Annotated in this window: 21 protein-coding genes, 2 tRNA genes, 1 other RNA gene and 1 pseudogene; 3 read left to right on the top strand and 22 right to left on the bottom strand. The window is 49.9% G+C overall.

What is annotated here, in order from left to right; genetic code table 11:
* The first annotated feature begins 89 nt into the window (after positions 1-89).
* The gene (gpmA, locus tag AACH44_RS06305; RefSeq protein ID WP_010302707.1) at positions 90-842 is read left to right on the top strand and encodes a 2,3-diphosphoglycerate-dependent phosphoglycerate mutase; all 753 of its coding nucleotides are present in this window, start codon (positions 90-92) and stop codon (positions 840-842) included.
* A 75-nt stretch (positions 843-917) separates the two neighbouring features.
* On the opposite strand, the gene aroG is transcribed toward gpmA, so the two are convergent.
* Positions 918-1,973, bottom strand: coding sequence for a 3-deoxy-7-phosphoheptulonate synthase AroG (gene aroG, locus AACH44_RS06300; protein WP_261848887.1), 1,056 nt, complete (start codon positions 1,971-1,973; stop codon positions 918-920).
* 293 nt (positions 1,974-2,266) lie between these two features.
* Here aroG and zitB point away from each other — a divergent pair, with 293 nt between their 5' ends.
* Positions 2,267-3,217, top strand: coding sequence for a CDF family zinc transporter ZitB (zitB, locus tag AACH44_RS06295; protein WP_261848886.1), 951 nt, complete (start codon positions 2,267-2,269; stop codon positions 3,215-3,217).
* A 7-nt stretch (positions 3,218-3,224) separates the two neighbouring features.
* Here the strand turns inward: zitB and pnuC are convergent, their stop codons facing one another.
* A complete protein-coding gene (gene pnuC, locus AACH44_RS06290) occupies positions 3,225-3,950 on the bottom strand; it encodes a nicotinamide riboside transporter PnuC (RefSeq protein WP_261848885.1) in 726 nt (241 codons plus the stop codon).
* A 58-nt stretch (positions 3,951-4,008) separates the two neighbouring features.
* Positions 4,009-5,070: a quinolinate synthase NadA gene (nadA, locus tag AACH44_RS06285; RefSeq protein WP_261848884.1), complete on the bottom strand. Its 1,062-nt coding sequence runs from the start codon at positions 5,068-5,070 to the stop codon at positions 4,009-4,011.
* A 215-nt stretch (positions 5,071-5,285) separates the two neighbouring features.
* Between nadA and AACH44_RS06280 the strand changes: the two genes are divergently transcribed.
* On the top strand, positions 5,286-5,684 hold the full coding sequence (locus AACH44_RS06280; protein WP_261848883.1) for a YjaA family stress response protein: 399 nt from the start codon (positions 5,286-5,288) through the stop codon (positions 5,682-5,684).
* Positions 5,685-5,698: 14 nt separating this feature from the next.
* On the opposite strand, the gene AACH44_RS06275 is transcribed toward AACH44_RS06280, so the two are convergent.
* From AACH44_RS06275 to odhB, 19 genes and pseudogenes are all read right to left on the bottom strand, one after another.
* Positions 5,699-6,415, bottom strand: a complete 717-nt coding sequence (locus AACH44_RS06275; protein WP_261848882.1) for a DUF554 domain-containing protein — start codon at positions 6,413-6,415, stop codon at positions 5,699-5,701.
* A 354-nt stretch (positions 6,416-6,769) separates the two neighbouring features.
* A non-coding RNA gene (locus tag AACH44_RS06270) (RtT sRNA) lies at positions 6,770-6,883 on the bottom strand.
* Positions 6,884-6,929: 46 nt separating this feature from the next.
* A tRNA-Lys gene (locus tag AACH44_RS06265) sits at positions 6,930-7,005 on the bottom strand.
* A gap of 45 nt (positions 7,006-7,050) precedes the next feature.
* Positions 7,051-7,126 (bottom strand) — tRNA-Lys (locus AACH44_RS06260).
* Positions 7,127-7,301: 175 nt separating this feature from the next.
* On the bottom strand, positions 7,302-8,078 hold the full coding sequence (cpoB, locus tag AACH44_RS06255) for a cell division protein CpoB (protein WP_261848881.1): 777 nt from the start codon (positions 8,076-8,078) through the stop codon (positions 7,302-7,304).
* A gap of 9 nt (positions 8,079-8,087) precedes the next feature.
* Complete coding sequence (gene pal, locus AACH44_RS06250) at positions 8,088-8,597, bottom strand: peptidoglycan-associated lipoprotein Pal (RefSeq protein ID WP_103860244.1); 510 nt, start codon at positions 8,595-8,597, stop codon at positions 8,088-8,090.
* Between the two features lie 40 nt (positions 8,598-8,637).
* A complete protein-coding gene (gene tolB / locus AACH44_RS06245) occupies positions 8,638-9,930 on the bottom strand; it encodes a Tol-Pal system beta propeller repeat protein TolB (RefSeq protein ID WP_261848880.1) in 1,293 nt (430 codons plus the stop codon).
* A gap of 138 nt (positions 9,931-10,068) precedes the next feature.
* Positions 10,069-11,244: a cell envelope integrity protein TolA gene (gene tolA, locus AACH44_RS06240; protein ID WP_261848879.1), complete on the bottom strand. Its 1,176-nt coding sequence runs from the start codon at positions 11,242-11,244 to the stop codon at positions 10,069-10,071.
* Positions 11,245-11,308: 64 nt separating this feature from the next.
* The gene (gene tolR / locus AACH44_RS06235; protein ID WP_011092956.1) at positions 11,309-11,734 is read right to left on the bottom strand and encodes a colicin uptake protein TolR; all 426 of its coding nucleotides are present in this window, start codon (positions 11,732-11,734) and stop codon (positions 11,309-11,311) included.
* 12 nt (positions 11,735-11,746) lie between these two features.
* Entirely contained in the window at positions 11,747-12,433 is a 687-nt protein-coding gene (gene tolQ, locus AACH44_RS06230) for a Tol-Pal system protein TolQ (RefSeq protein WP_261848878.1), read from the bottom strand.
* Positions 12,430-12,834 (bottom strand): tol-pal system-associated acyl-CoA thioesterase, encoded by a 405-nt coding sequence (ybgC, locus tag AACH44_RS06225; RefSeq protein WP_261848877.1) that lies wholly within the window; start codon positions 12,832-12,834, stop codon positions 12,430-12,432. The genes tolQ and ybgC overlap by 4 nt, the downstream gene beginning before the upstream one ends.
* A 133-nt stretch (positions 12,835-12,967) precedes the next feature.
* Complete coding sequence (ybgE, locus tag AACH44_RS06220) at positions 12,968-13,261, bottom strand: cyd operon protein YbgE (protein WP_261848876.1); 294 nt, start codon at positions 13,259-13,261, stop codon at positions 12,968-12,970.
* On the bottom strand, positions 13,258-13,374 hold the full coding sequence (cydX, locus tag AACH44_RS06215; RefSeq protein WP_069956042.1) for a cytochrome bd-I oxidase subunit CydX: 117 nt from the start codon (positions 13,372-13,374) through the stop codon (positions 13,258-13,260). Before cydX ends, ybgE begins: the two co-directional genes overlap by 4 nt.
* Before the next feature lie 16 nt (positions 13,375-13,390).
* Positions 13,391-14,530, bottom strand: a complete 1,140-nt coding sequence (cydB, locus tag AACH44_RS06210) for a cytochrome d ubiquinol oxidase subunit II (protein WP_261848875.1) — start codon at positions 14,528-14,530, stop codon at positions 13,391-13,393.
* Positions 14,531-14,543: 13 nt separating this feature from the next.
* Positions 14,544-16,112: a cytochrome ubiquinol oxidase subunit I gene (cydA, locus tag AACH44_RS06205; RefSeq protein ID WP_261848874.1), complete on the bottom strand. Its 1,569-nt coding sequence runs from the start codon at positions 16,110-16,112 to the stop codon at positions 14,544-14,546.
* 726 nt (positions 16,113-16,838) lie between these two features.
* Positions 16,839-18,012: pseudogene (locus AACH44_RS06200) on the bottom strand (hypothetical protein).
* A gap of 217 nt (positions 18,013-18,229) precedes the next feature.
* Positions 18,230-19,102: a succinate--CoA ligase subunit alpha gene (gene sucD, locus AACH44_RS06195; RefSeq protein ID WP_180785721.1), complete on the bottom strand. Its 873-nt coding sequence runs from the start codon at positions 19,100-19,102 to the stop codon at positions 18,230-18,232.
* Positions 19,102-20,268 carry an ADP-forming succinate--CoA ligase subunit beta gene (sucC, locus tag AACH44_RS06190; RefSeq protein WP_198997136.1) on the bottom strand — a complete coding sequence of 389 codons (1,167 nt, stop codon included), beginning with the start codon at positions 20,266-20,268 and terminating at the stop codon, positions 19,102-19,104. Before sucC ends, sucD begins: the two co-directional genes overlap by 1 nt.
* Positions 20,269-20,466: 198 nt before the next feature.
* On the bottom strand, positions 20,467-21,693 hold the full coding sequence (gene odhB, locus AACH44_RS06185) for a 2-oxoglutarate dehydrogenase complex dihydrolipoyllysine-residue succinyltransferase (RefSeq protein WP_261848873.1): 1,227 nt from the start codon (positions 21,691-21,693) through the stop codon (positions 20,467-20,469).
* Positions 21,694-21,699 lie beyond the last annotated feature (6 nt).

The following is a 21,699-nucleotide window of genomic DNA, read 5'->3' as shown; positions in this document are numbered from 1 at the left end:
CCAGCGACTATCGATTGCCGATAACCGCTCTCCCCCCCTATAATGAAATCAGTTATCACAGAAATCTTAGGATAGGAAGGAGTTTAGCTATGGCTGTAACTAAGCTAGTACTGGTAAGACACGGTGAGAGCCAGTGGAACAACGAAAACCGCTTCACAGGCTGGTACGATGTTGATCTGTCCGACAAGGGCCGTTCAGAAGCCAAAGCCGCTGGTCAGTTACTGAAAGATGAAGGTTTTGCCTTTGATTTCGCGTATACCTCCGTGCTGAAACGTGCCATTCACACACTGTGGAACGTACTGGACGAGCTGGATCAAGCCTGGTTGCCAGTTGAAAAATCCTGGAAACTGAATGAGCGCCACTACGGTGCGTTGCAGGGTCTGAACAAAGCCGAAACCGCTGAAAAATACGGTGACGAGCAGGTTAAACAATGGCGTCGCGGTTTCGCAATCACACCGCCAGAGTTAACTCGTGATGACGAACGTTTCCCTGGTCATGATCCACGTTATGCTGCTCTGAGCGACAAAGAGCTGCCGCTGACTGAAAGCCTGGCGCTGACCATCGAACGTGTTGTGCCTTACTGGAACGAAACCATCCTGCCACGCGTCAAAAGCGGTGAGCGTGTGATCGTTGCGGCTCACGGTAACTCACTGCGTGCGCTGGTGAAATACCTGGACAATCTGGGCGAAGACGAAATTCTGGAACTGAATATTCCAACTGGCGTGCCGTTGGTATATGAGTTCGACGAGAACTTCAAGCCAATCAAACGTTACTATCTGGGCAACGCGGACGAAATCGCTGCAAAAGCCGCCGCAGTAGCGAATCAGGGTAAAGCGAAGTAATTTATTTACCCCTGAATGAGAAAAACCCGGCTCAGGCCGGGTTTTTTATGGTGCGTATCCTGCAACCGTTAGATATTACTTGCTACGGCGCTCGCGTACCGCAGATGCCAGCTGACGCAGCAGGGATTCTGTATCTTCCCAGCCAATGCAGGCATCGGTCACGCTGCGGCCATAAACCAGCGGCTCGCCGCTTTCCAGATTTTGGTTGCCTTCAACCAGATGGCTTTCCACCATCACGCCCATAATCGCTTTTTCGCCCTGAGCAACCTGCCCACAGACGTCGGTGCAGACTTCCATCTGCTTTTTGAACTGCTTACTGCTGTTAGCATGGCTGAAATCGATCATGACCTGCGGCGCCAAACCCGCTTTTTCCAGACCAATTTTCACGTCTTTCACGTGCTCAGCGCTGTAGTTCGGCGTTTTGCCGCCGCGCAGAATAATGTGGCAATCGTTGTTACCGCTGGTATTCACGATGGCCGAATGGCCCCATTTGGTAACAGACAGGAAGCAGTGTGGCGCGCTGGCGGCGTTGATCGCGTCAATCGCGACTTTAATCGTACCGTCGGTGCCATTTTTAAAACCAACCGGGCAGGACAGGCCGGATGCCAATTCCCGGTGTACCTGAGATTCGGTTGTACGTGCGCCGATAGCGCCCCAGCTCATCAGATCCGCCAGGTATTGCGGGGTAATCATGTCCAGAAACTCACCCGCAGCCGGTAAACCGATATCGTTAATTTCCAGCAGTAACTGGCGCGCAATACGCAAACCGTCATTGATCTGGAAGCTATTGTCCATGTGCGGATCGTTGATTAGCCCTTTCCAGCCAATCGTGGTACGCGGTTTTTCAAAATAAACCCGCATCACCACTTCCAGATCGTCACTCAATTCGTTGCGCAGCGTCAGCAGGCGCGCGGCGTATTCTTTTGCCGCTTTTGTGTCGTGAATAGAGCAAGGGCCAATCACCACCAGCAGGCGATCGTCATTGCCATTAAGAATTTTATGGATGGCAGTACGCGCGAACGATACCGTTTCCGCTGCCTTCTCCGTGGCTGGAAACTTTTCTAGCAAAGCAACCGGCGGCAAAAGTTCATTAATCTCTTTAATTCTTAAATCGTCATTTTGGTAATTCATAAATAAATCCATCGGTTCCGAAACGGTATGTTAGCCCCATTCAATACGCACTATCCCGCTAGTCCGAGTAGACTGAGAAACGGGATGTTTCATATTGAAGATTGATTATTATATGTCAAGCTGGTGTTATCAGGACGCTGAAATCAGTGGAATTTACGCGATCAAATGCTCTAAGAGGCCGCATCCATCCTATTTTCACCAGAAAATAGCCCAACCGCCCGGTCGGTGAACACAGGATAGGTTTTCTCTGTGGGTTTCAACAAAATGTGATAAACCGCAACTCAGGGTGATTTATGGCACATAACCACAGCCACACGGAATCCGGCAACAGTAAACGTTTGCTGGCCGCGTTTATCATTACCGCCACATTTATGGTGGCAGAGGTCATTGGCGGTCTGTTGTCCGGCTCCCTCGCTCTGCTGGCAGATGCAGGCCATATGCTGACAGACGCCGCCGCACTGTTCGTCGCGCTTATCGCTGTGCGTTTCGCGCAGCGTAAGCCCAATGCGCGCCATACCTTCGGCTATTTGCGGCTTACCACCCTCGCCGCCTTTGTGAACGCGCTAACGCTGATACTGATCACCGCCTTCATCTTCTGGGAAGCTATCCAACGTTTCTATGAGCCTCAGCCCGTTGCGGGCGTCCCCATGTTGCTTGTCGCTATTGCCGGATTGCTGGCAAACATCGTGGCATTTTGGCTGTTACACCACGGTAGCGAAGAGAAAAACATTAACGTCCGCGCGGCAGCACTGCATGTGCTGGGCGACCTGTTAGGCTCCGTCGGCGCAATTGCTGCTGCCGTCATTATCCTTTATACCAACTGGACGCCTATCGACCCGATTCTCTCTATTTTGGTGTCATGTCTGGTACTACGCAGTGCATGGTCGTTATTGAAAGAAAGTATTCACGAACTGCTGGAAGGCACACCGAGCCAGCTCAGCGTTGAGGTTCTACAGAAAGATCTGACGCTGAATATTCCCGAGGTCAGGAATATCCACCATGTTCATTTGTGGCAGGTTGGCGAAAAACCAATGATGACGCTGCATGCGCAGGTGGTTCCACCTCACGATCACGATGCGTTGTTAAGACGCATTCAGGAATACTTACTGAAGCATTACCAGATTGAACACGCGACGGTTCAGATGGAATATCAACGCTGTGATGATGACCACTGCGCTTTCCACTATCAGGAAAGTCATCATTCGGCAAACCATGATGCAGAAGGCCACCACCACAAGCATTAAGTTTGGATTACACGCCGTGTGAAACTGCACTGACGCGGTTTTCCTGCGCGCTCTTAATCCACAGCCAAGAGCCGTTCAGGGCAATCAGCGTCAGGATCGCGTATTCTACCGCCATCGCATACACGCCTTGATAAGCAAAAATCACCACGCTTATCACATCAATCACCACCCACAGCAGCCAGTTCTCGACGTATTTACGCGTCATCAGGATCATCGCCACAATCGACAGCACCATCATGGTGGAATCCCAGAATGGGAACGCATCTGGCTGAAGGTTCGGCATCTGCACCGACAACCCGAGCCCCTGCATACCGGAAACAGCAATACGTGTCAGCACAGCAAACACCGCATCAATGTAAAACGTCATCAAGCCAATCGCGACAACGCACACGACTGACCAGCCAATGAGTTTCTGCACCGGTAGCCAGCGGATGCGTAACTCAACTTCCTGCGCATCTGTTTTGCGCGTCCAGGCGTACCAGCCATAAATATTGGCAGCAAAGAAGAAAATTTGCAGCAGCAGGCTGGCGTACAGCTGGATCTGGAAAAAGATCACAGCAAACAGCGTGACGTTAACCAACCCAAACAGATAGTTGATGGTTTTTTCCTGGCTCGCGAACCAGATGCATAGCAAACCAAACAGCGTACCAATCGCCTCAATCCAGGAAAGCGCGTATCCCCCTTCTCCCAAAGGGATATGAATTAAAATATTGCTAGTACTCAAAAAGTCCATCTCACCACCCTGTCTCAATTATTGTAAGAAATTTCTATTCAGATGCCTTGGATCTCCGTCAGGCATTTCCTTTCACACGTAATTTTAGTGAAGCCGCAAAATCCAGCATGCGATTCAGCGGGATTAACGCGCCTTCTCGCAGGGCTGCATCGACATGAATTTCATGTGCATGTCCACCTTGCTCCAGGCCGTTTGCAATCGCCTCCAACCCATTCATCGCCATCCACGGACAGTGGGCACAACTGCGGCAGGTTGCCCCTTCTCCCGCAGTCGGCGCTTCAAGCAGTGTTTTCTCCGGGCAGGCCTGCTGCATTTTGTAGAAAATACCGCGATCGGTCGCCACAATCAGTTCGCGCTGTGACAGCATCTTCGCAGCCTGAATTAACTGACTGGTTGACCCAACGGCGTCAGCCATTTCTACCACGCTCTGTGGCGATTCTGGGTGGACCAAAATTGCCGCATTGGGGTATAAGATCTTCATGCGCTTTAGCGCCTGCGTTTTAAATTCGTCATGCACAATGCACGCGCCCTGCCAGCACAGTACATCTGCCTGCGTCTGTTTTTGTACATAACTTCCCAGATGACGATCGGGTGCCCAGATAATCTTTTTTCCCAGGCTATCCAGATGTTCAATCAACTCCACCGCAATGCTGGATGTCACTACCCAGTCTGCACGCGCTTTTACCGCAGCAGAAGTATTGGCATACACCACTACAGTTCGGTCCGGGTGCGCGTCACAAAAGCGGCTGAATTCATCGACAGGACAACCGAGATCGAGCGAGCATTCTGCTTCCAATGTAGGCATCAGAATCGTCTTTTCTGGGTTGAGAATTTTGGCCGTTTCTCCCATAAAGCGAACCCCCGCCACCAACAGCGTCGATGCCGAATGGGTGCGACCAAACCGCGCCATTTCCAGCGAATCCGCCACACAGCCGCCCGTTTCTTCAGCCAGCGCCTGAATTTCAGGATCGGTATAGTAGTGCGCAACCATGACCGCATTTCTTTCCCGCAGCAGTGCCTTTATCCTGCTACGATAGTGCTGTTTTGCATCAGCCGATAATGGCTTAGGCTTTGGCGGAAAGGGATAAATGGTCTCATTGCTATCAAAAAGCATACTCATTATGGATTTCCACGATGACAACTCGGGTTGCAACACCGGATACTGATTTAGCATCAGCATCGAAGTTTTTTATCCTAAACAAAATACCGAAAATCCGCCCTAAAGTCGCGGTATTTTTTCCAAAATACGCACCATCTTGTTTATTATGCTTAAAATGATGAGATGAAATGCACGAAAATCGTTATCCGTAGAAGAGAGACAAGGAGAGAAATGGCATGGCCAGCCTCTATATCAGAATATATCGCGATACACTGATGGTTAGAAACGTGGACACTAAAAAAGAGGTGACTGAGCAATCAGAAATACCTTTTACCACCGCACGCCTACTGCTCGGACAGATGATTCCTGCAATGAAGTTATTGGATCAACTCACGCGCAAGGTGGTAGGCAAACGACTGTTTAACCTGTTCTCTTCGCACAACGTCATCATCCATGCCATGGAGATGAATGAAGGTGGGCATAGCCAAGTAGAATTTGCCAGCTACATAGAACTAGCCAAGAGCATCAGCCCACAAGGAAAGCATATTTATGTATGTAGCAAAAATGTGCCGCTTACTGACCAAGAAGTAATACAGATCTTTAGCGGCGACATACCCTCGATCGTCAGCCGCTAACCAGACATTGTGTTTTAGGCAAAGAGACGGTGCCAATAGAGAGAAATCGGAATAATCAAAACCAAAGCGGGAAGAAAATTAACCACCGCAAATGATTTGATCTGCGCAATCCGCAGCCCAACGGCAATCATGATAATCCCACCACAGGCAGAAAAGTCACCCATCGTGATGTCTGTCATAAAAGGCATAATCAATTTGGCGGAGAAGAACAACAGCGTCTGCACAATCATCTGCGGTATCGCAATTGACATCACAGCAAAGCCAAGCGTGATGGAAAAAATCAGTGCGGTGAAAATATCCAACGCAGATTTGATAATCAGCAGTTGATAATCCCCCGTTAACCCTTCCGTCAACGCCCCAACCACGCCTGTACCACTGGCGCAAAACAAGACGATTAATGCGGTAAAATTTTGAGTATACACATCCTGCGGCAAGCGGTGCTCCTGTGCAGGCACAACGCGGTTTAATCCTTTTTGAATCATCGTGCCCGCCCGCTGCACGGCGGACTCCATGCGTAGTAGTTCTCCTAACGCAACACCAATCACGATAGCCAGCGCCACCGCCGGTAGTTGCTGAACTTTAACAACCAGCGTAATACCCATTGCAATCGATACCATCGCAAACGCCGGAGGCAGGCCATCCTGCAAGCGTTGGGGAATAAAGCGGCGTAAGGCAATGCCCAGACCACTACCAATCAAGATAGCGGCACCATTAATCAACGGACCAATCATATATCTTCCTAAACAGGGCTACACGCGCTTCCCTGTGGCAATGACTCCATCCCCCTGCTCGATAGGATTAGAAAACAGTTCCTGACGGGTTATATCGTCCATAGAGAGGGAAAAAAACTAATATACCGCAATAATACTGGTCACTTAAGCCCGTTATTAGGGGAAACACAGGGGTGACCACAGGGACGACTCACCCCCGTGGTCACCCCCTGTATCTCGATGCGTAAACAATCGGCATTAAATATATCGCAAGGCCTTAACGAGCAGGGAATGATAATGGGTTTTATCTTATCAACACAGTTTGTGCGCTGGCCATAACGTGAGTTTCTTTGAGGAAGGAATTCTACTACTGAATGGTGGGTCGTGCAGGATGACTCGGCCTCCGGGGTCAACGCTAGCGCGTTGCTGTCTCGCTTCGCTCGGCTCGAACCTGAGCGCAGGTTCTCACCTACACGATACGTGCGATATATAATTTAAAATGAATTTATTCGAGGAAGGAAATCTGCTGCCGAAGTGGTGGGTCGTGCAGGATTCGAACCTGCGACCAATTGATTAAAAGTCAACTGCTCTACCGACTGAGCTAACGACCCGCAATGCGGAACTTGTTTGATGTTTACTGACACTTCTCTTGAAATTGGTGGGTCGTGCAGGATTCGAACCTGCGACCAATTGATTAAAAGTCAACTGCTCTACCGACTGAGCTAACGACCCAATTTCATGCTGCTTTAGCGTTTCGCTGTTTGCCTTGGCAACGGCGGCACATATTACTGATTTAAATTTTCAGCGCAACCTATTTTCTTAAAAAACTGTTTGATTGCTTACTCTTAAGACGTTTAGGCACAAAAACCACTCATAATGGGCAATTTTTGTGCCAATTAATACGGTATTACGATCCCGCTAAACGCTTTTGCGCCTGCTTTGCACTTTCCGTATTGGGGTACATTTTTACAACTTGCTGGTAAACGGCTTTAGCTTTATCCGCTTGGCCTTTTTCCTGCATGATCACCCCAACCTTCAGCAACGCCTCGGAACTTTTTGGTGACTTGGGATAATTTTTAACAACATTGGCGAAATAGTACGCAGCATCGTCCTTTTTCCCCTTGTTGTAATTCAACTGACCAAGCCAATAGTTGGCATTGGGTTGATACGTTGAGTCAGGATACTTTTTGACAAATGCCTGAAATGCGCTGATAGCCTGATCGTACTGTTTTTTCTCCAGCACGAGCGCGGCGGCGGCATTGTAGTCACTATTCGCATCACCCGTACTGGCTGGTGCAGCCGCGTTGGCTGCACCAGTATCAGTACCCGCAGCAACGGCAGCCGTGCCGCCTGTCGCCGGAGTAGAAGATGATTGCGAACTTAATCCATCAATCTGCTGATAAATCTGTTTTTGCCGTTCAACGATCTGATTCAACTGATACTGACTTTCTTGGATCTGCCCGCGAAGGCTATCTATGTCTCGCTGATTATCAGAGATCTGCTGTTGAAGTTGCGTTAAAAGCTGACTGTGAGCGTTAGAAATACGCTCCAATTGAGTGACACGATCTTCGACCGAGCCTGAGCCGACATTACTGATTGGCGCTTGGGCAGTAGCGGCCCAAGGGACCGCTACGCCAACCAGCAACGACAGACCCAACAGGTGACGTCTGAAGTTACTGCTCATGCGATTCTCTTAATATACCAGAACGGCACGACGGTTTTTGGCATAGGCCGCTTCGTCATGACCGAGAACTGCTGGTTTCTCTTTACCGTAAGAAACGATAGAGATCTGATCGGAAGAAACGCCTTTACCTTGCAGGTACATTTGTACCGCGTTGGCACGACGTTCACCCAGAGCGATGTTGTATTCTGGCGTACCGCGTTCGTCCGCGTGACCTTCGATAGTCACTTTGTAAGACGGGTTGCTACGCAGGAATGCAGCGTGTGCGTCCAGCATCTGAGCGAATTCAGAGCTCACATCGTACTTGTCCAGACCGAAGTAAACGATGTTGTTGCGCTGTAATTCTTGCATCTGCAAACGAGCTTGCTCAGAAGAAGACGTATTGCCGCCGTCCATCATGCCGTTGTTGCCCGCACCCATGGAAGATTGGTCATTGTCCGCATTCTTGTTAGAGCTACAAGCGGCCACTGCCAGTACCGGCAGAGCCAACATCAGGCCTTTCAGCACTTTATTGAATTGCATTTCTTATGTCCTTTGACGAGTTTATTGTACATATCTGTACTTATAGATACGGCGACCAGGCAGGGAATTTAACCTGTCCATCAGTAGCCGGAAGACGCGCTTTGAAACGGCCATCGGTCGAAACCAGCTGTAGCACTGAACCCAGCCCTTGTTTGGAACTGTAGATCACCATCGTGCCATTCGGTGCGATACTTGGCGTTTCGTCCAGGAACGTGTCCGTTAATACTTGTACGGCACCCGTTACCAGATCCAGTTTGGAAATATGCTGAGCCCCACCATTCGAGCTCACCGTTACCAAAAATTTCCCGTCGGCGCTCACATCGGAATCCTGATTCTGAGAACCTTCCCAGGTCAGGCGTTGTGGTGCTCCGCCGTTAGCATTAACCTTGTAAACCTGAGGACGGCCAGCTTGGTCTGAAGTATAGGCCAAGGTTTGGCTATCTGGGAACCAGGTCGGTTCCGTGTTATTGCTGCGACCATCAGTCACCTGGCTGATTTGCCCCGATCCCAGATTCATTACATACAGATTCAGGCTACCACTCTTAGACAGAGCAAACGCCAGCTTGCTGCCATCAGGAGAGAAAGAGGGTGCACCGTTGTGACGTGGGAAGGAAGCAACTTGACGGATCGCACCATTTGCCAACGTTTGGATAACCAGCGCAGAACGGCCGCTTTCAAACGTTACATAGGCGAGTTTGCTACCGTCTGCGGACCAGGCCGGAGACATCAGCGGTTGTGGTGAACGATGAACAACGAATTGGTTGTAGCCGTCATAGTCAGCAACGCGCAGTTCATAAGGGAACTGACCGCCGTTAGTCTGAACGACGTAAGCAATACGGGTACGGAACGCCCCTTTGATACCACTCAGTTTTTCAAACACTTCATCACTGGCCGTGTGCGCAGCATAGCGCAGCCACTGTTTGGTCACCTTGAACTGGTTCTGCGCCAGTACGTTCCCTGGGTTACCTGACGTATCGACAAGCTGGTAAGAAACCAGGTAGCTGCCATCGGCACTCGGCTGAACCTGGCCAACAACTACCGCATCAATGCCCAACGCCGTCCATGCAGCAGGCGTCACTTCAGAGGCCGTTGCAGGCTGCTGTGGCATACGGTTTGCGTCGATCGGGTTGAATTTACCGCTGTTACGCAAATCAGCACCGACGATACCGCCTACGTCTTCAGGCGCAGCGCCCGGCCCGGCCCATTGGAATGGAACCACACCAATAGGACGCGCAGAGTCTACCCCTTGGGTAATCTCTATACGTACTTCCGCGTGCAGCACCGCTGCCCACAGCATTAAAAAGCTTACTGCAACTTTCAGTACTTGCTTCATCTCATCTCCCTTATCCAGACGCGAAGTCTACGATAAATTAGCAGAATTTTAACAAAAACAAACCAATGTCAACAAAACAACATAACCTGGTTTATTTACCATCGTAATAATCTTAAATCTATTGGGTAAACAGCCCGGTTACTGCGGTTTAAAGTCTATTGGCGCATTTTTGAAAGCCTCATAAACATCCGTACTCGGTGGCTTCGGTATTTTGGCCTGCTTGGCCGCCGCAATAGCGGCCTGGCATAACGCCGGATCGCCACCTTCAGCCGTGACATCAATCAGCAGACCATCTGGTGCCAGCTTAATCCGTAATGTACAGGTACGTCCTTTGTAGAGTTGCCAATCATAAAACTTACTTTGAATGGCTGAACGAACCTGACCACCATAACTATCAAGCGCCGCACCTGATGCACCGCTCTTCTTATTGTTGCCCGCACCCGCAGGTGCGCCACCGCCAGACTTCGGCGCATTTTTCGATGAGGCCAACCCGCCCAGCAAATCATCAACGGTGCTTTCCTGCTTAGCAGCCTCTGCTGCCGCTTTCTTTTTATCATCAGCCGCTTTTTTAGCCGCCGCAGCGGCTTCAGCCTTTTTCGCTGCATCAGCGTCAGCTTTTTGTTTTGCTGCTTCAGCGGCTGCTTTTTGTTTCGCTTGTTCCGCCTCTGCGGCAGCCTTGGCCGCTTCTGCTTTCGCGGTTTCTGCTGCTTTTTGCTTGGCAGCCTCAGCGGCCTTTTCTTTAGCCTCTTCTTCCGCCTGTTTCTTAGCAGCAGCGGCCGCAGCGGCTTGTTTCTTCACTTCGTCTTCTGCTTTCTTCTTCGCGTCTGCTGCCGCTTTCGCCTGCTGTTCAGCTTCAGCCTTCGCTTTTGCCGCAGCAGCTTCTGCCTGCTTCTGCTGTTCTTTTGCCTGCTGAGCCGCCGCTTCAGACTGCTTACGCTGTTCAGCCTGTTCCTGAGCCTGCTTTTTCGCTTCTTCCTGCGCTTGCAGACGCTCTTTTTCCAGCTCTTTCAACCGCTGCTGTTCGGCGGCTTGCTTCTGCTGAAGCTCTTCAGCCTGCCGCTCAGCCTGCTTTTGACGCTGCTGTTCAGAACGTTTCGCATCGGTCTGTTGCTGCTGTTGGCGGTTGTACTGCTCTACCACCGCGCTCGGATCGACCATCACTGCATCAATTGACGAGCCTCCACCGCCTCCGCTGGCATCCATCGTTTGCGTCGACGAACTCCAGAGCAGCAAAGCAACCAGTATGATGTGCAGAACAGCCGAGATAATAACGGCGCGTTTCAGCTTATCGTTTTGTTCGTTTGCCTTTAGCACAAGCGATTCCCAAAAACAGTGTTGCCAGAAATAGGCTTAACGATCATTACCGTGATGCGCTCATTCAAATTGGTTGCGTCATCAAACCAACGGACTTTACGCCAGCCTGATGCAACAAATTCAACGCTTTAATGATCTCATCATAAGGAACATCCTTCGCACCACCAATCAAAAAGACCGTCTTGGGGTTGGTGGCCAGTCGTGATTGCGCTTCAGCAACCACCTGCTCTGCCGGAAGCTGTTCCATACGGTTTTGCTCAACAACCAGGCTATATTGCCCTACGCCTGAGACCTCTACGATCACGGGCGGATTATCGTTGCTGGAGACCGTTTTTGAGTCGGTCGCATCCGGGAGATCCACCTCAACGCTCTGCGTAATAATCGGCGCTGTCGCCATAAAAATCAGCAACAGCACCAACAGCACGTCCAATAGCGGAACAATGTTGATCTCGGATTTCAGCTCACGACGACCTCTGCGTACTCGTGCCATGATCCCCCCTGATTACTTGCTGTTGTCGCTGGAGAATGCCTGACGGTGCAGGATCGCGATGAACTCTTCCGTAAAGTTGTCGTAGTTCTGCTCCAGTTTACCCACCCGCAGGCTAAGGCGGTTATACGCCATAACCGCAGGAATCGCTGCAAACAGACCGATTGCTGTAGCAATCAAGGCTTCGGCAATACCAGGCGCAACCATTTGTAAGGTTGCCTGCTTCACGGCACCGAGCGCGATGAAAGCGTGCATAATCCCCCAGACGGTACCGAACAGGCCGATATACGGGCTGATAGACCCCACGGTACCCAAGAAGGGAATGTGCGTTTCCATCGCTTCCAACTCACGATTCATTGAAATACGCATCGCACGGGATGCACCTTCTACCACCGCTTCCGGCGCATGGCTGTTAGCACGATGCAACCGTGCAAATTCTTTGAAACCTGAATGGAAGATTTGTTCAGTGCCCGTCAGACTATCGCGACGGCTTTGACTTTCCTGATAAAGACGCGACAGTTCGATACCCGACCAAAATTTGTCCTCGAACGCCTCAGCCTCACGCGTCGCCGTATTCAAAATTCGGGTACGTTGAATAATGATCGCCCAGGAAGCGATAGAAAAACAGATTAAAATCAGCATGATTAGTTTGACCAGAAGGCTTGCCTTCAGGAACAAATCAAAAACGTTCATGTCAGTCACTGCTTGAACTCCGCGACAATAGACTTAGGAAGCGCAATTGGCTTCATTTGATGTGGATCGATGCATGCGATCAAAACTTCAGCATGGCTTAGCAGGGTGCCCTGAGCATTGAGAATACGCTGTGCAAAAGTCAGAGAAGCACCACGCAGCGATATAATCTCGCTCTGCACTTCCAGCATGTCATCGAGGCGCGCAGGAGCAAGGTACTCCACCGTCATCCGACGAACAACAAATGCGACATGCTCACTTAGCAAGGCTTGCTGGTGAAAGTTACGTTCCCGCAACGCTTCGGTTCTTGCCCTTTCATAAAAGGCAACATAGCGTGCATGGTAGACAACGCCACCTGCATCAGTGTCTTCAAAGTAGACTCGAACTGGCCAGTGAAACAACGAATTACTCACTCTACATCCCAGTAATGCATTAAACCTCGCTACTATACGCAAGAGAAATGAGGTTTGGAATGGATTGTGACAGCGGAAAGAAAATAATTATGGGTCGCAAGCAACCCATAACTAAATGGAATAGGAGACTATTTTAACCGAAGAAATAGTACAATCCTGCGCACAGGATCACAAAGGCGGGAAGTGGTGCGAAAAACACGCGCCAGAGCAGGCGATGTGGACGGAAACCCACCCCATGAACAACACCAGCACAAACGGCCCAAATCAACAGCAGCCCTTGCCAAACGGCGAGTTCGCTGGTCCGCGCAGCAAAGCGCGTCGGATCCCAGAATACACAGCCAGCCAGTAGCAACGCCATGATAAGGGAAAGAGCCCGTAACGGGCTCTTATCCATCAGGCGATAGAGTTTATCGACCCGATCATTCATTGCTTATCGTCTTCAGCCGCTTTACTTGCCTCACTCTGCTCAATAGCCAGGGCAGTGATGATCCCCAGTGAGCAAGCAAGAAGCGTTCCGAGTATCCAGGCAAAATACCACATAAATTAAGCTCCTTACTTAGTACAAAGAGTGAGTGTTTTGCTCAATCTGCTCTTTGGTAATGCGACCGAACATCTTGTAGTAGCACCATGCCGTATAAGAAAGCACGATGGGAACGAAAATAATCGCAACCACGGTCATCACTTTCAACGTCAGCAGGCTCGATGTCGCATCCCATACCGTCAAGCTGACGTTAGGCACGGTGACTGACGGCATAATGAATGGGAACATGGCGATCCCAGCGGTCAGAATTACACAGGCAATAGTCAGGGAAGAGAACAAAAATGCCCATGCCCCTTTCTCTGCCCGCGCCATAAGGGTAGTCAGCACCGGCAACACTACGCCCATCACAGGAATAACCCACAGCACAGGATGGTTATTGAAGTTGACTAGCCAAGCGCCCGCTTGCTGAACGACTTCTTTACGCAATGGGTTAGACTCAGCCGCAGCGTTAATCGTCGACGTCACCACATAACCATCAATACCATAAATCACCCATACACCAGCCAGAGCAAACGTCACCATCATCACCAGCGCGGAGATCTGCGCGGCAGATTTGGAACGTACGTGCAAATCGCCCGAGGTCCTCATCATCAGGTAGGTTGCACCCTGAGTCAGGATCATCGTCAGACTCACCACGCCAGCCAGCAAACCAAACGGGTTCAGCAGTTGGAAGAAGTTTCCGGTGTAGTACAGACGCAGATACTCATCAACGTGGAACGGTACCCCCTGCAACAGGTTGCCAAACGCCACACCAATGACAACCGGTGGAACGAAGCTACCAATAAAGATGCCCCAGTCCCACATGCCACGCCAGCGCGGGTCTTCGATTTTTGAACGGTAATCGAAGCCGACAGGACGGAAGAACAGCGATGCCAGTACCAGAATCATGGCAATGTAGAAACCAGAGAACGCAGCGGCATAAACCATCGGCCAGGCAGCAAACAACGCGCCACCTGCAGTGATCAGCCAGACCTGGTTACCGTCCCAGTGTGGTGCAATGCTGTTAATCATGACGCGACGTTCGGTATCCCCACGCCCCATCAGACGCACCAGGATGCCCACACCCATGTCAAAACCATCAGTGATAGCGAAGCCAATCAGCAAAATACCGATCAACAGCCACCAGATAAAACGCAAGACTTCATATTCAAACATAGTGGACTCCTGTTTACCGTGCTTCCTGCGCAGCCGCTATAGGTTGTTCAAAATGGTAACGCCCTGTTTTCAAGCTGCTTGGCCCCAAACGTGCGAATTTGAACATCAGATACATTTCTGCAACCAGGAAGAGCGTATACAGACCACAGATCAGCCCCATTGAGAACAGAATATCCCCTGCTGTCAGCGATGAGGTCGCGACAGCTGTCGGCAGGATTTCACCGATGGCCCAAGGTTGACGGCCGTATTCAGCCACAAACCAGCCTGCTTCGATAGCAATCCACGGCAGCGGAATACCGTACAACGCGGTACGGAGCAACCAACGTTTCTGACCAATTTTGTTACGTAACACACTCCAGAAAGAGAGCCCGATGATCAGCAACATCAAAATGCCGCTACCCACCATGATGCGGAAAGAGAAGTACAGCGGTGCTACACGCGGGATAGAATCTTTAACCGCCTGTTTAATCTGCGTTTCTGTCGCATCAGAGACTTTCGGCGTATAGCGCTTCAGCAACAGGCCATATCCCAGATCCTGCTTAGACTGATCGAATGCTTCTTTTACCGCAGGATCGGTATTGCCCGCGCGTAACTCTTCCAGCAAGTGATACGCCTTCATACCGTTGCGAATACGCACTTCATGCATCACCATCAACTCTTTCAGACCCGTGACTTCTTTGTCAGTAGAGCGAGTCGCAATGATCCCCAGAGCATAAGGAATCTTGATGGCATAGTTATTTTCCATCGTCTCCTGATTTGGGATGCCGATCAGCGTAAAGGATGCAGGAGCGGGCTGCGTTTCCCATTCAGCTTCAATCGCTGCCAGTTTGGTTTTCTGCACGTCACCCATTTCATAACCAGATTCATCACCCAGTACGATAACAGACAGAACAGAAGCCATACCGAAGCTTGCGGCGATAGCGAATGAGCGCTTGGCAAATGCCAAGTCGCGGCCTTTCAGCAGATAGTAAGAACTGATGCCCAGAATGAACATTGCGCCAGTACAGTAACCTGCTGCTACCGTGTGAACGAATTTCACCTGAGCAACCGGGTTCAGCACCAGATCGGCGAAGCTCACCATTTCCATACGCATGGTTTCAAAATTGAAATCCGATGCGATGGGGTTCTGCATCCAGCCATTGGCAACCAGAATCCACAGTGCAGAGAAGTTAGAGCCCAGTGCAACCAGCCAGGTAACGGCCATATGCTGCACTTTTCCTAAGCGGTCCCAGCCGAAGAAGAACAAGCCGACAAAGGTCGATTCCAGGAAGAATGCCATCAAGCCTTCAATAGCCAGCGGCGCGCCGAAAATATCCCCGACGTAGTGAGAAAAATATGACCAGTTGGTCCCGAATTGAAATTCCATGGTCAATCCGGTAGCGACCCCAAGAGCAAAGTTAATTGCAAATAACTTGCCCCAAAATTTGGTCATATCTTTATAGATTTGTTTGCCGGACAGCACATATACCGTTTCCATAATCGCCAGCAAAAACGCCATCCCCAGCGTTAATGGTACGAATAGAAAATGGTACATTGCAGTTAAGGCAAACTGTAAACGTGACAGTTCGACTACATCAAACATTTTGACTCCTTGCTCCTCGCAGGAAGGGATTAGCTTGCAAACGCTGACAAGCCGCCAAACATTCGGCCATTACACCCAAAAAGAACACAACAAGAATTGCTTTAACATCAGCTGTAACAAACACTAAAAATACTGTTCACCAAGGCAGTCACATCGCAACGCCCCGACAGCAAGCTCAAGATAAATCACAAGTATTACAAATCGCGTCCCCCATAAGGAGGTAGCCGTATATTACGCTTGTAATCCCCTACAATAAATAGGTTTTTACGTGACCCAGGCTAGGTTTTTGGCTTCAAATCAACTTTCCCACCCAAAGATACAAAGGGCGATAATTGACCTAGCGCAATTTAAGCCTATTTCATAAATTATATCCAGAGGCGTTTCTTGATCTAAAGCAATTTAACACCTTTCTCGTGATGAATGCGTTGCATTAATTTCTTTATTACATTTATTGTTAATGTGATGTAATTTTTAAGTTTAAGTTAAATTAATTCAGCAATATAATTTTTACTTCCCGTTATCGATTATTTACATGAATTTCTTATCTTCTATTTTATGTCAAATTTTTATTTTTGATTGCTGGTTACTGCGTTGTATTTTTTAGCAAACCGTAGGTGAATTCCCTGAGTTCTTCGCCCCCTTATGCATCGCCCGGCAGCACTATATGCCACTACGGAGGCCAAAAGGCCTCCGTAGTGGTTACAGATACGCGGTGTAAGCGGTCGATTACCTCTTCGCTCTCATGCGCTCGATGGCTTTATCGTAAACCGTGTTAATTTTTTGACCTCTCGCAAGCTCATAATGCTGGAGTGCATCGCTGAACTGGCCTGCATTCTCGTAGATTTTGCGATGTTGTAGTACGAACTAGCTCGCGTAGTTGCCGCATTGCTGCCGTTTGCCAGCGTAATCGCTTTGCGGTTAGCCCAAATCGCTTCGGCAATGTTGCCCCGTTGCTGATAAGCCAGACCCAGATTACTGTACGCCTGACCAAATGCGCTATCCTGCTCGAACGCGCCAGGAATAGTGTCGTGGCCTGCTCTAGCTCACCGCGTCCATAGGCGGCTTCCCCATCACGATTGAGGTTTTTTGCCAGTACTGTATTTCCAGTAACGGCAACTGCCGTCTGCGCAGGGTTTAGCACCATTGGCAACACGTCACTATCCTTCACTTTTGTGAAATCAGCCTCGCCAACCGCATTGATATCTTCAAAATCACCATTAGGGTTAAGATGGAAAACCGTCCAGATATTCCCGACCTTATTCAGTGGAACGGAATACGACCGTACCTGCGAACTTCCGACATAGACAAATACTTTTGCACTACTTGCCGAAAGCGCAGGTGAATTAGCCTTGTCACCATTCGAATAATCATGAACAGCATAAATATAACTTTCGCCTAAATATTTTTTATCAATTGTGATCGTTTCTGGGCCAAAACTATCGGTATCATCAACATCAAGATTAGCATTGCGTCCATTTTTATGGCAGAAATAAATATGATTATCTGGATAAATAAGATGAGAATCTAAATCAAAAGATTTTTCGCCCCAGGTTAATACAATTCGCATGCCATCCAAATTTTTCATTACTGGACTAATCGCATAGGTCATTCCATCACACAGGCATTTAACCACCAGATCGGAATATCCCTCTTTTTTAATGATCAGCAAGCTGTCCTGATCCATCTCGAATGGCGCGTTAAGCACGGCACGACCTGCGGAATCAGAGCGAGCGGTCACTGACTGCGCACCGTTCTTCTGCAAAATAACGGCGGCATCATCAATCTTTTTATCTTTAACCGTCGCACTGAGTACTTCAATATTAATTGACTGCGTGCTGGCTGCGCAGGTAAATGGAGATAATGCCAGAATCAGCGCTTTATATTTCTTTTCACACAACATCCCCTTAAGGAAAATTAATTAATCATTCCCTGCTTACATCAAATCAATGAGTAATCATCATTTCTATTTATCACTACTCGCCCGTTTCAGGCACACAAATTATCCAATAAAGCCGCTAAAAATTCATGCCAATTCAATTGTGCCAATGGGCACCGATAGTTAAATGTGAATAAAAAAGCCACCCGAAGGTGGCTAGTATGTTTAATCGAATAGTCGATTAATGCGCTAATATTGCCTTTACGGCATCGCCGATATCCGCCAGGCTGCGAACGGTTTTGACACCCGCCGCTTCTAACGCAGCGAATTTATCATCGGCAGTACCTTTACCGCCAGCAATGATGGCGCCAGCATGCCCCATACGCTTGCCTTTCGGCGCCGTCACGCCCGCGATGTAGCCAACAACGGGTTTAGTCACGTGCTCTTTAATATACGCCGCCGCTTCTTCTTCCGCTGTACCACCGATTTCGCCAATCATCACGATAGCTTCTGTCTGTGGATCCTGTTCAAACAACTTCAGAATATCGATGAAGTTCGAACCTGGGATCGGGTCACCACCGATACCCACACAACTGGACTGACCCAGCCCGGCATCGGTCGTTTGCTTCACCGCTTCATACGTCAGTGTACCTGAACGAGAAACGATACCGACTTTACCCGGTAGGTGAATATGACCCGGCATAATACCGATCTTACATTCGCCCGGCGTGATCACACCTGGACAGTTTGGACCGATCATCCGCACGCCACTCTGATCGAGTTTCACTTTCACCGTCAGCATATCCAGCGTCGGAATACCTTCGGTGATACAGATAATCAGCTCGATGCCTGCGTCAATCGCTTCCAGAATCGAATCTTTACAGAACGGTGCCGGAACGTAGATAACGGATGCCGTTGCGCCCGTCGCTTCTACCGCTTCACGCACCGTATTAAAGACGGGCAGACCCAGATGTTCCGTGCCGCCTTTACCCGGCGTGACACCACCGACCATTTGCGTACCGTAAGCAAGTGCTTGCTCAGAGTGGAATGTCCCCTGACTACCGGTAAAACCCTGACAGATAACTTTGGTATTTTTATTAATCAGAATGGACATTATTTATCCCCCACTGCTGCAACAACCTGCTGAGCGGCACCCGTCAGGCTGGTCGCGGCAATAATATTCAGGCCGCTATCCGCCAGTTTCTTGGCACCCAATTCTGCATTGTTTCCTTCAAGACGTACCACAACCGGTACGTTAACGCCCACTTCGGCTACCGCGCCGATGATACCGTCAGCGATCAAATCGCAACGAACGATACCACCAAAGATGTTAACAAAGACGGCTTTTACCTTGTCGTCAGACAGGATAATTTTGAACGCTTCAGTCACACGCTCTTTTGTCGCACCGCCGCCGACATCGAGGAAGTTAGCAGGAGAACCACCGTGCAGCTTCACGATGTCCATCGTACCCATCGCCAAACCCGCACCGTTGACCATACAGCCAATATTGCCGTCCAGCGCAACGTAGTTCAGTTCCCACTGCGCGGCATGTGCTTCACGCGAATCTTCCTGGCTTGGGTCACGCATTTCACGCAGTTCAGGCTGACGGAACAGGGCATTACCGTCTGCGCCCAACTTGCCATCCAGACAGATCAGATCGCCCTGCTTAGTGATAACCAGCGGATTGATTTCGACCAACGCCAGATCGCGCTCAAGGAACAGCGTCGCCAGACCCATGAAAATTTTGGTAAATTGAGCCACTTGCTTGCCGCTCAGACCCAGTTTGAACGCCAACTCACGGCCTTGATAAGGCTGCGGGCCGACCAGCGGATCGATCGCTGCTTTATGGATCAGTTCCGGCGTCTCTTCCGCCACTTTTTCAATTTCTACGCCACCTTCGGTGGACGCCATGAACACTACACGACGCGTACCACGGTCAACAACCGCGCCCAGATAAAGCTCTTTGTCGATATCCGTTGCGGCTTCAACCAGAATCTGATGAACCGGCTGACCTTGTACGTCTGTTTGATAAGTAACGAGTTTTTTACCCAGCCAGTTTTCAGCAAAAGCGCGAATGTCTTCTTTATTGCTGACCACTTTAACGCCGCCCGCTTTACCGCGGCCACCAGCGTGAACCTGACATTTTACGACCCATGGACCCGCACCAATCTTGGATGCGGCTTCTTCTGCTTCACGCGGTGTGGTACAGGCATAGCCGGTCGGTGCCGGTAAACCATATCGAGCAAAGAGTTGTTTTGCCTGATACTCGTGTAAATTCATGATGTTCTATCCATTTAGGTTTGGAGATAAGTCGGCAGACGATTGTTCATCACCGAATCTTTCGGTAGAAAAAAACGCCATTAACTCTCTGATATATTTGGATAACACCGCTGAGAAAAAGCGGCCTGCATAGCACATAATCTGTGTATTTCGGGCGGAAACCGTCAGGGTTACCCGCCCGAAAGTCAACCTGTCGGACTACACGTCTAACAACAGACGCGCTGGATCTTCCAGCATCTCTTTCACCGTCACCAGGAAGCCTACGGACTCACGACCATCGACCAAACGGTGATCGTAAGACAGTGCCAGATACATCATTGGCAGAATAACAACCTGACCATCAACCGCCATCGGGCGATCTTTAATGGCGTGCATACCCAGAATCGCACTCTGCGGTGGGTTGATGATCGGGGTAGACATCAGAGAGCCAAAGACGCCGCCGTTGGTAATCGTGAAGTTACCGCCCAGCAGTTCTTCCACCGTCAGTTTGCCATCACGGCCTTTTACGGCCAGCTCTTTGATGCGCTTCTCAATGTCGGCCATGCCCAGCGCATCGACATCACGCAGCACTGGCGTGATCAAACCACGCGGAGTAGAAACCGCAATGCTGACATCGAAGTAGTTGTGGTAAACCACATCTTCACCATCAATAGACGCATTCACTTCAGGGTAACGTTTCAGTGCTTCAACGACGGCTTTGATGTAGAAGGACATGAAACCCAGACGCACACCGTGACGTTTCTCAAACGCTTCACCGTATTGTTTGCGCAGATCCATGATCGGCTGCATGTTGATTTCGTTGAACGTCGTCAACATTGCCGTACTGTTTTTCGCTTCCAGCAGACGCTCAGCAACACGCTTACGCAGGCGCGTCATCGGTACGCGTTTTTCGCTGCGCGCGCCCAGAGCCGGTGCCGGAGAAACCGCCGGAGCCTCGGACTTAGCCGCTTTACCAGGTTCTTTCTTCTGGGCAGCCAAATGCTTGTCCACATCTTCACGGGTAATTCGACCACCGACGCCGCTGCCTTTGATTGCAGACGCATCGAGATCGTGCTCTGCTATCAGGCGGCGGATAGCGGGGCTGAGCGCGTCGCTACTCTCTTCTTCCAAGCCAGCAGTATGGCGCTGTGCCGGTGTCGATTCTTTACTCTGAGATTTCTCGCTGGTTTCTTTACCGGAACTATCGCCACGGCGAATGCGGCCCAATAGCTGGCGAGACGTTACGGTCGCGCCTTCTTCTTCCAGCACGGCATCCAGAATGCCCGCTTCAGAGGCCGGCACTTCCAGTACCACTTTGTCAGTTTCAATTTCAACCAGTACTTCATCGCGCTGGACGCTATCGCCTGGCTTTTTATGCCAGGTAGCAACGGTGGCGTCAGCGACGGATTCAGGCAGGTCGGGTACATGAATATCTACGCTACTCATTATCTA

Origin of the sequence: Pectobacterium araliae, from assembly GCF_037076465.1 — a bacterium.
Lineage (GTDB): Bacteria > Pseudomonadota > Gammaproteobacteria > Enterobacterales > Enterobacteriaceae > Pectobacterium > Pectobacterium araliae.
The sequence above is the reverse complement of the archived record's forward strand: the minus strand, read 5'-3'. Positions and strand labels throughout refer to the sequence as shown.

Bases quoted from the DNA above. Each gene is read 5' to 3' on its own strand.
- gpmA (WP_010302707.1), top strand. From the start codon at position 90: ATGGCTGTAACTAAGCTAGTACTGGTAAGACACGGTGAGAGCCAGTGG.
- aroG (WP_261848887.1), bottom strand. From the start codon at position 1,973: ATGAATTACCAAAATGACGATTTAAGAATTAAAGAGATTAATGAACTT.
- zitB (WP_261848886.1), top strand. From the start codon at position 2,267: ATGGCACATAACCACAGCCACACGGAATCCGGCAACAGTAAACGTTTG.
- pnuC (WP_261848885.1), bottom strand. From the start codon at position 3,950: ATGGACTTTTTGAGTACTAGCAATATTTTAATTCATATCCCTTTGGGA.
- nadA (WP_261848884.1), bottom strand. From the start codon at position 5,070: ATGAGTATGCTTTTTGATAGCAATGAGACCATTTATCCCTTTCCGCCA.
- AACH44_RS06280 (WP_261848883.1), top strand. From the start codon at position 5,286: ATGGCCAGCCTCTATATCAGAATATATCGCGATACACTGATGGTTAGA.
- AACH44_RS06275 (WP_261848882.1), bottom strand. From the start codon at position 6,415: ATGATTGGTCCGTTGATTAATGGTGCCGCTATCTTGATTGGTAGTGGT.
- cpoB (WP_261848881.1), bottom strand. From the start codon at position 8,078: ATGAGCAGTAACTTCAGACGTCACCTGTTGGGTCTGTCGTTGCTGGTT.
- pal (WP_103860244.1), bottom strand. From the start codon at position 8,597: ATGCAATTCAATAAAGTGCTGAAAGGCCTGATGTTGGCTCTGCCGGTA.
- tolB (WP_261848880.1), bottom strand. From the start codon at position 9,930: ATGAAGCAAGTACTGAAAGTTGCAGTAAGCTTTTTAATGCTGTGGGCA.
- tolR (WP_011092956.1), bottom strand. From the start codon at position 11,734: ATGGCACGAGTACGCAGAGGTCGTCGTGAGCTGAAATCCGAGATCAAC.
- ybgE (WP_261848876.1), bottom strand. From the start codon at position 13,261: ATGAATGATCGGGTCGATAAACTCTATCGCCTGATGGATAAGAGCCCG.
- cydX (WP_069956042.1), bottom strand. From the start codon at position 13,374: ATGTGGTATTTTGCCTGGATACTCGGAACGCTTCTTGCTTGCTCACTG.
- cydB (WP_261848875.1), bottom strand. From the start codon at position 14,530: ATGTTTGAATATGAAGTCTTGCGTTTTATCTGGTGGCTGTTGATCGGT.
- cydA (WP_261848874.1), bottom strand. From the start codon at position 16,112: ATGTTTGATGTAGTCGAACTGTCACGTTTACAGTTTGCCTTAACTGCA.
- sucD (WP_180785721.1), bottom strand. From the start codon at position 19,102: ATGTCCATTCTGATTAATAAAAATACCAAAGTTATCTGTCAGGGTTTT.
- sucC (WP_198997136.1), bottom strand. From the start codon at position 20,268: ATGAATTTACACGAGTATCAGGCAAAACAACTCTTTGCTCGATATGGT.
- odhB (WP_261848873.1), bottom strand. From the start codon at position 21,693: ATGAGTAGCGTAGATATTCATGTACCCGACCTGCCTGAATCCGTCGCT.